Consider the following 7,934-nt stretch of genomic DNA (forward strand, 5'->3'; position numbering starts at 1 on the left):
CGTATACTACAAGGAAGACGGTATTTGTTTTTTGGAAAATGTAGGTTCCTCCATGATCAACTTTATATTTATAGCAGGTTACTCCTCCAATTTTTTCTTCACCAACATACTCTGCGCTCTGCCCATACCATGATTTGAAACTTTCTAGATCCTCAAGGGTGGGATTGATGAAGATTCTACCATCACCCTCCCTTTCTGTTAGGCTTACGTCATCCAGTATTGGCATGGCCTCCCAGTTTTCAGGGTATTTGAATGACATATTCTCATTAGAGAATTTTTGGTATTTGGTGGTGCAGCCTGCAGTGGTGATAACTAGGGATATGAGGATTATTATGAGGAGATTTCTATTCATCTGTCATCATCTCTAATTTATATTTATAATATATTATACCTCTAAATATATTATATGCATATATATAATTCAAAGTTAAGAGGGGGGTGATGCATATTAATGGAAAAATCGTAGTTGTTGGAGTATGTCTTATATTGTTATATTTTGCCATTGGGATTATTTTTCCAACAAAAACCTATCATGATTCAAAGGTCGGTGTTTCATTTGATATAACTCGAGATTGGGAGGTGAAGGGAGACTGGGTCCGTACGCCTGATGGTAGGATGGCCTTTTCCTATGGCTCTGGAGTTATTTCCTCTGAACCTGGTACGTTATTCCCTGCGACTTTGGATCAGGAACTGCAAGAGACACAACAGGTTAAGGCTGAGCTTGGAGAACCTGTATTGAATTATGGTTATACGAGTATAGATGGTAATCCTGCTGTATACACTATAACAAGCACGAATTATCGCTATTATACGATAAAAAACGGTAAAGGCTATTATTTTGACTTTAATAGGAATATTGTGAATGATAAGGAGATAAAAAAAGTGGTTGAATCGATAAGGTTAGATTAGAGAATTGAGAATACTTACTTATTTACTCTATTTTGTTTTTAAGGGTTATCTGGTCTAAGTAGTTCAATTATTCCATTTTAACTGTTCTAAAATTCTTTTGGCATTGTTGGCAAGTTCTTTCTGGGAGGAAAGTTTCTCTAATCTCCTTATAAGGTCTTCTCTTTCATTTTTATCTAGTTTATCTATCTAACTTTCTTATACTTTAGGGACCATTTTATGTGAAAGAGAACAATAAAGAATTAGATGGTTAAACTCCATATCTAAAGGGTGTCTAGGTGTTACTCAAGAACTAGGATGTGGTCACTAGTTATATTATTACAGCTTTATAATCATATAGAGGTGGGGCTTAATGGCTTCAAAAACTGAGATGTCTAATGAATTGAGGGAAGACTTAAAAGAAAAGCTTAGGGAAATATTTCAGTTCGAAAATGAGGATCTTGACTTTGGCATTTATAGGATAATGAATTACAGGCGAAAAGAAATTGAAAAGTTTATTGAAAAGGATCTTATCACTGAAATTAAAAATCAATTGGATTTACTTAGCGAAGAAGAAAAAAAAGGTCTGGAAGAACAATTAAAGGAACTGTCCTCCAAAAATGGTGTTAAGAAATACCTTGAGGCATTAAAAAGTGGAGATAAGGACAGAGAGGAAATTTATAGAGAAGATTTTGCTGAGGATATAGAAAAGTATGAAAATTTGAAAAGGCAGATAGAAACGGTTAAAATTTCAGAAGACCTGGAAAGAGAGATCTACAATCATCTCATCAATTTCTTCTCCCGTTATTATGATAAGGGGGATTTCATAAGTAAAAGAAGATATGGTAAGAATGAAAAATATATGGTCCCCTATAATGGTGAAGAAGTTTTGCTTTATTGGGCAAATAAGGACCAGTATTACATAAAGACCACGGAGTATTTCAGGAAATACACTTTCAGGGTTGGGGCTCTGACAGTTAATTTCAGAGTTTTAGAAGCAGAGGAAGAAAAAGGAAACATTAAGTCACAGGAAAAGAAGTTTTTTGTTTTGAATAAGAGAGTCTTTGATTTCGATAACGAAAATAATGAATTGAATATCTATTTCGAGTACAGAACTTTAAGTGAAGATGAAAAGAAGAAGTACAAACATGGAAACACGGTATCACAGGATAAAGCTAATGAAGAAACAATAAAAATCCTAGGGGAGAGAATCCCTGAAAAGATAGGGGAATTGATCTTCAGAAAAGAAGGAGATAAGACTTTAATTGAAAGGCATCTTTACAGGTACACAAGAAGAAACACAAGAGATTACTTCATACACAAAGATCTGAAAGAATTTTTGGAGAGGGAGCTGGACTTTTACATTAAAAATGAGTTTTTGAATCTGGAAGATTTACAGATATTAGATGATGGAGGGTATTTTGATAAATTAAAAATTTACATTATAGGGCTTAAAGCATTCAGGAGCATTGCTTTAACGATAATCAAGTTCTTAGCACAGATTGAAAACTTTCAGAAGAAAGTATGGGAGAAGAAGAAGTTTGTTATTGATACGAATTATGTAATAACCCTCGATAAAATTAAGGAATATGGAGGTGAGAAGTTTTTAGAAAGTATTTTGGATGATATTCTGAAGAATGAAGAACAATTAAATGAGTGGAAGGAATTATTCGAGATTGATGTCAGGAATGAAAATGATTTAGTTGTTAATAATACTTTAGAGGGGAAAAAATGGAAGACGTTGCCAGTTGATACAAAGTACTTTGATGAAGATTTTAAGTGGAGGCTGTTAAGTTCTTTGTCAGAAAACAATGATTTAGATGATATTTTGGATGGTATTCTGATAAAAAGTGAAAACTGGCAGGCTTTGAATTTGCTTTTAAATAAATATTATGAGAAAGTGCAGACCATCTATATTGATCCGCCGTTTAACAAAGAGCAGGAAGCAGATTATCTTTACAAAGTAGATTATAAAGATGCAACCTGGATAACAATGCTTGAAAACAGGATAAGACTTGGAAGGGATTTGTGTAATGAAAAGGGAAGCATCTTTGTAAGGTGTGATTATAATGGGAATATGTATGTGAGAATGCTTTTGAATGAAATTTTCGGGAAGAAGAATTTTAGGAATGAAATTATAATCACAAGGGGCATGCAAACAAGGAAATCTGAAAATAAGTTGCTAAATAAAACAGATTCACTTCTATTTTACTTTAAAACAGGAACAGGGCTCATCAAAATTCTTGAAAGAGAAAAAGATCATGTAAAATGTTATAAAGAGACTCTTAGATTGCTTAAAAAACTTCTTGATGGAAATAGTTTTATTGATATAAAAAGTAGAATAGAGGAATATTTATGGATGCCTTTCTTAAGTATGCCTGGCGAGCAAAAGACGAATGTTCACAGAGAAATTTTTGGAATCAAATTATATCCTCCTAAAGGAAGACACTGGGCATTTTCACAAGAGAATTTAAACATAGCAATATCGCGTAAACTGGCGCGGTTGAGGTGTCTCAATTGCGGGGCAATAATCACTAATAAATTGAAGGATAAAAAATGCTCTGAATGTGGATCCTCTAACTTTCAAGGGGAAATTTATAGCCTTTTTAATCAGATAAACAATAATTGGACGGATATTCCAGGATATGAACAAGATCCTAACTTCCCAACTAAAAATTCTGAGGTTCTCTTGAAACGTGTCATAGAGTCTACATCAAATGAAGGGGATCTTGTCATGGATTTCTTCCTTGGTTCTGGGACAACAACGGCGGTAGCCCATAAACTAGGAAGAAAATGGATTGGGGTGGAAATGGGGTATCATTTCTGGACAGTGGTTTTACCGAGAATGAAAAAGGTGCTGGCTTACGACAGGTCAGGAATAAGTAATAATATTAAAGAGAAATACAACCCAGAAACGGCCGGAGGATTTTTCAAACACCATGTCTTAGAGCAATACGAAGATTCATTGGAGAACATTGAGTTTGAAGAACCACAGAAAACACTTTATGATGTACCCGATTACTTTGTTAATTACATGCTTGAATGGGAAACTAGGAACAGCAGTACTTTTCTAAATCTTGAAGAACTTAGAGACCCCTTCAATTATAAACTAAAAATCATGGATAATTATCAGCCAAAATTGGTTAATGTGGATACAGTGGAGACCTTCAACTATCTTTTAGGATTGCATGTAAAAACCTATAAGACTTTAGAGGATAACGGTAGAAAATATGTTTTTGTTTTCGGAGAAAACGAAAGGAAGAGAACAGCCATCATCTGGAGAAGCACTGAAAACATTGATTTTGAGAAGGATAAAAGAATTATTGAAGACAACATAGGTGATTTCGGACCAGATGAAATTTACATAAATGGAGAAGCCCTAGTTGAGAACTTTAGACCAGTAGAACATTTATTCAAATCTTTAATGTTTGAGGAAGTGAGATAAGATGTCAATGGAACTTGAGAAGCACCTGGTACTAAATAAGTATTTCCTCAAACTGTTTGGCTTGGATGATTTTAACGAATTAAGGGAAAAATTGAAGGATGTAGAAGAGGGTTATGACTCCCATGGAAGAAGTTATTTTGCTGATTTTTTGATTGGATTAAAGGGAGGATGGGAAGATCAACTTTTAAGATACGATGAATCGATAAGAAGATATGTAGAGACATTAAGGAAAAATAGAAACCAGCCAAACTTTAATCTCAAGTATTTCCAATACTTAGCAGTTTTATTTACAGAAATATTTTTAGATAGATATTACAAGGACAGACATAACTTTTTAAATGAATTAAACTCTTTCCTGAAGGAGTTTAACAATGAAAAGGGGACAGAAATAACAGTATTCACGGAGGATGACCTTAAAAAACTTGCTTTCTGGATGGCAACAGGAAGCGGGAAAACGCTTATTATGCATATAAATTACTGGCAGATCCTGAAATACTCAGATAAACCATGGGATAACATCATCCTTATAACACCCAATGAGGGTTTATCAAAACAGCATTATGATGAATTAAAATTGTCAGGTATTCCCTGCAAATTATATGATGGGAACATTGATAATTTAAAGACAAGGAATGAGGAAATTCTGGTTATAGAAATTCATAAACTAAGGGAGGAGAAAAAAGGAGAGGGTGTGAGTGTAGATATCTCCTCTTTCGATGGTAAAAATTTGGTTTTTATTGATGAGGGACACAAAGGCCAAAAATCTGAAGAACAGACCTGGAAGGGATTAAGAGAAAAAATAGCAAAAAATGGATTTATATTTGAATATTCAGCGACATTTGGCCAGATTATTAAATTCACAAGCTCTGGGAGACCAAGAGGTGGAAAGTCAAACCGGATGAATATTGAATTATATGATGAATACTCAAAAGCCATAATCTTTGATTACTCTTACAAGTATTTTTACATGGATGGTTATGGAAAGGATTTCTACGTTTATAACATAAAAGCAGAGAAAAAGGGAAGAAGAGAGTTCTATTCAGAAGAACAGCAAAATTTATTGCTCACAGCGGGATTATTATCTTTCTATGAGCAATTAGTTATTTTTGAAAAGAATAAGGAAGAATTGAGGGAGTACCATATAGAAAAACCTCTGCAGACCTTTGTTGGAAGTAAAGTTACTGGAAAGGGATTAAATTCCGATGTGGTGCGAATAATTCAATTTCTTGATAAAATAATGAGATCAGAGAATTATCTTAAAGAAATCGTTGAAAAGATACTAAGTGGGCAGTCAGGACTCATTGACGATGAAGGGAATGATATCTTCAAGGGCAAGTTTGATCTTGTGAGAGAAGATTCCGTTGAAGACATTGTTGAAGGCATCTCTCAAAATGTTTTCAATGGTAAAGGGAACCTTGAGCTTTATGAAATTAAGAATGCAGAGGGTGAAATAGGGCTTAAAGCATCCACATCAGAAAAATATTTTGGAGTTATAAACGTTGGAGATGTGTCTTCTCTTAAGAAGTTAATAGAGGAGTCAGAGATTGAACTGAAAGAGGATCACATGAGTCAATCTCTGTTTTTTGGAATAAATGAGAACAGATCACCGATAAACATTCTTATAGGCTCAAAAAAATTTGTTGAAGGCTGGAACTCATGGAGAGTCTCCAATATGGGACTAATAAATATGGGGAAAGGTGAAGGACCGCAAATCATACAACTTTTTGGGAGGGGTGTGAGGCTTAAAGGTAAAGATTATTCTCTAAAAAGAGAAGAAAATCCTGATTATGAATTAAAAGCCCTTCAGACCTTGTTTATATTCGGTTTAAACGCTGATTACATAAATTCATTCCTCACAGCGATAGAGAATGAGGAAGTGCATTATGAGGAAATAGTGATCCCTATCAGGTTTAACAACAGCGAAAAATGGGAAGGGAAGATATATACAATAAAGACAAAGGATGACTTTGATTTTCTTGAGCATCCAGTTAGGTTAGAGGCTGATCTGGATATCCTGGATACTATTAAGCTTGATTTAAGGCCTAAAATTACATTTGCACATGGATTGAGAAATGAAGCGGTATCTACAGTCGTTAACAGGGCCGTGGAAATATCTGATGAGTATCTGGATCTTATTGATTGGGATCTAATTTATTCTGAAGTAATAAATCATAAGACAATCAATGGAATGTTCAATCTGCTCATCGACGTTGATGTCCTGAGGGAGATCATAAACTCAAGGAGATATCAGATTTTCATGGCCGATGCCCCTGGAATAGCTGTGGAAAGGGAGAATGGTAGGCCCACATTAAAAATAACTTCCTTCAGGGGGATGGAAAAGTTCCATGAAATAGTTTTGATGGTTCTCAAGGATTATATGAGTAAATTTTACAGAAAGATGGAAAAAAGAAAGATGATGGATTATTTAGAGGTTGAGAAACTAACTAAGGAAAGTTTCTCAATGTTTCCAGAGAACTATGAGATTACCCTTAAAATCCCGAAAAAATTGGCCTCTGACATTTCGAGTATTACAGAGCAGCTTGAAGGGTATAATGGGGACATGGTGCCTGATTCTTGGGAAAAATGGGATTCTTTCATTGTCCATCTTGACAACCATCTTTACACTCCTTTGATAATCTGGAAAGAAAATAAAGAAGAGATAAAATCAATCCCTGTGAAGTTGAATGAGGGAGAAACAAAGTTTGTGGAGGATCTGAGAGATTTCTTGGAGAGTAGAAAAGATTTATTTGAGGATAAAGATCTGTTTTTATTAAGAAATCTTTCCAAAAAGGGGGTTGGGTTTTTCTTAAGTGCGGGTTTCTATCCAGACTTCATTTTGTGGCTTAAAGATGGAGATAAGCAGTATATGGTTTTTGTTGATCCGAAGGGTATCAGAAACTTGGGGAATTTCAAGGATGAGAAAATTCAATTATGCAAATTCATTAAGCGTATTGAAGATAGGGTAAATGAAGATGGGAGTGTTGATTTACAACTGGATGCTTTCATTGTATCGGTATCCGAGTACAGCAAAATAAAGAAATCATGGGAAAATGGCAGATTTTCCGAAATTGATGACAAAGATGCCTTGGCGGAATTTGAGGATCATAACATCTTGTTTCAGGAACATGGCGATTATATAGGAAAAATGTTTGAGAAGATAGGCATGGAATTTTGATTGTGGCAGAGGCCAGGTAATCATGACTTTGTCGTAGAAATAAAGATTATCCTGGAAAAAACTTGTAGTCCACCTTAACCTTTAAATAACATTTCTTTAAATAGTACTACCTAGGTGTTTATTCTGACCATGTGGATTCGTAACGTCACTATTACGAAGGTATGGTTAATGGCTGCAACCTATTCATACCTGTCCCTGAAAACCATACTGAACTTCGTACCATTATCCACATCTAGTGTCATCTTACCGTTCAGCTGGTCGGTGAGGAGACTCACAAGTTTAAGTCCAAGGGTATCGGTACTCGAGGGGTCAATATCCTCTGGAAGGCCCACACCATCATCTGCCACCACCAGTTCTACTGAACCGTCGGCCCTTCTCATACCTATGGTTATGGTGCCTCTTCCATCAGGAAATGCATACTTGATGCTG

At 35.1% G+C, this 7,934-nt stretch carries 5 protein-coding genes; 3 read left to right on the forward strand and 2 right to left on the reverse strand.

Annotated elements, in window-relative coordinates:
- A partial coding sequence (locus HPY60_10910) for a hypothetical protein (GenBank protein ID NPV51686.1) occupies nt 1–352 on the reverse strand: 352 nt, incomplete at its 3' end.
- A gap of 89 nt (nt 353–441) precedes the next feature.
- Here HPY60_10910 and HPY60_10915 point away from each other — a divergent pair.
- The 3 genes from HPY60_10915 (at nt 442) to HPY60_10925 (ending at nt 7,505) form a co-directional block, all read left to right on the forward strand.
- Nucleotides 442–909 carry a hypothetical protein gene (locus HPY60_10915; protein ID NPV51687.1) on the forward strand — a complete coding sequence of 156 codons (468 nt, stop codon included), beginning with the start codon at nt 442–444 and terminating at the stop codon, nt 907–909.
- Nucleotides 910–1,276: 367 nt separating this feature from the next.
- Nucleotides 1,277–4,330 carry a site-specific DNA-methyltransferase gene (locus tag HPY60_10920; GenBank protein ID NPV51688.1) on the forward strand — a complete coding sequence of 1,018 codons (3,054 nt, stop codon included), beginning with the start codon at nt 1,277–1,279 and terminating at the stop codon, nt 4,328–4,330.
- A gap of 7 nt (nt 4,331–4,337) precedes the next feature.
- Nucleotides 4,338–7,505: a DEAD/DEAH box helicase family protein gene (locus HPY60_10925; GenBank protein ID NPV51689.1), complete on the forward strand. Its 3,168-nt coding sequence runs from the start codon at nt 4,338–4,340 to the stop codon at nt 7,503–7,505.
- A gap of 179 nt (nt 7,506–7,684) precedes the next feature.
- Here HPY60_10925 and HPY60_10930 read toward each other — a convergent pair.
- On the reverse strand, nt 7,685–7,934 hold a 250-nt coding region (locus HPY60_10930), incomplete at its 5' end, for a histidine kinase (GenBank protein ID NPV51690.1).

The organism is Methanofastidiosum sp., assembly GCA_013178285.1.
GTDB lineage: Archaea > Methanobacteriota_B > Thermococci > Methanofastidiosales > Methanofastidiosaceae > Methanofastidiosum.

Bases quoted from the DNA above. Each gene is read 5' to 3' on its own strand.
- HPY60_10920 (NPV51688.1), top strand. From the start codon at position 1,277: ATGTCTAATGAATTGAGGGAAGACTTAAAAGAAAAGCTTAGGGAAATA.
- HPY60_10925 (NPV51689.1), top strand. From the start codon at position 4,338: ATGGAACTTGAGAAGCACCTGGTACTAAATAAGTATTTCCTCAAACTG.
- HPY60_10915 (NPV51687.1), top strand. From the start codon at position 442: ATGCATATTAATGGAAAAATCGTAGTTGTTGGAGTATGTCTTATATTG.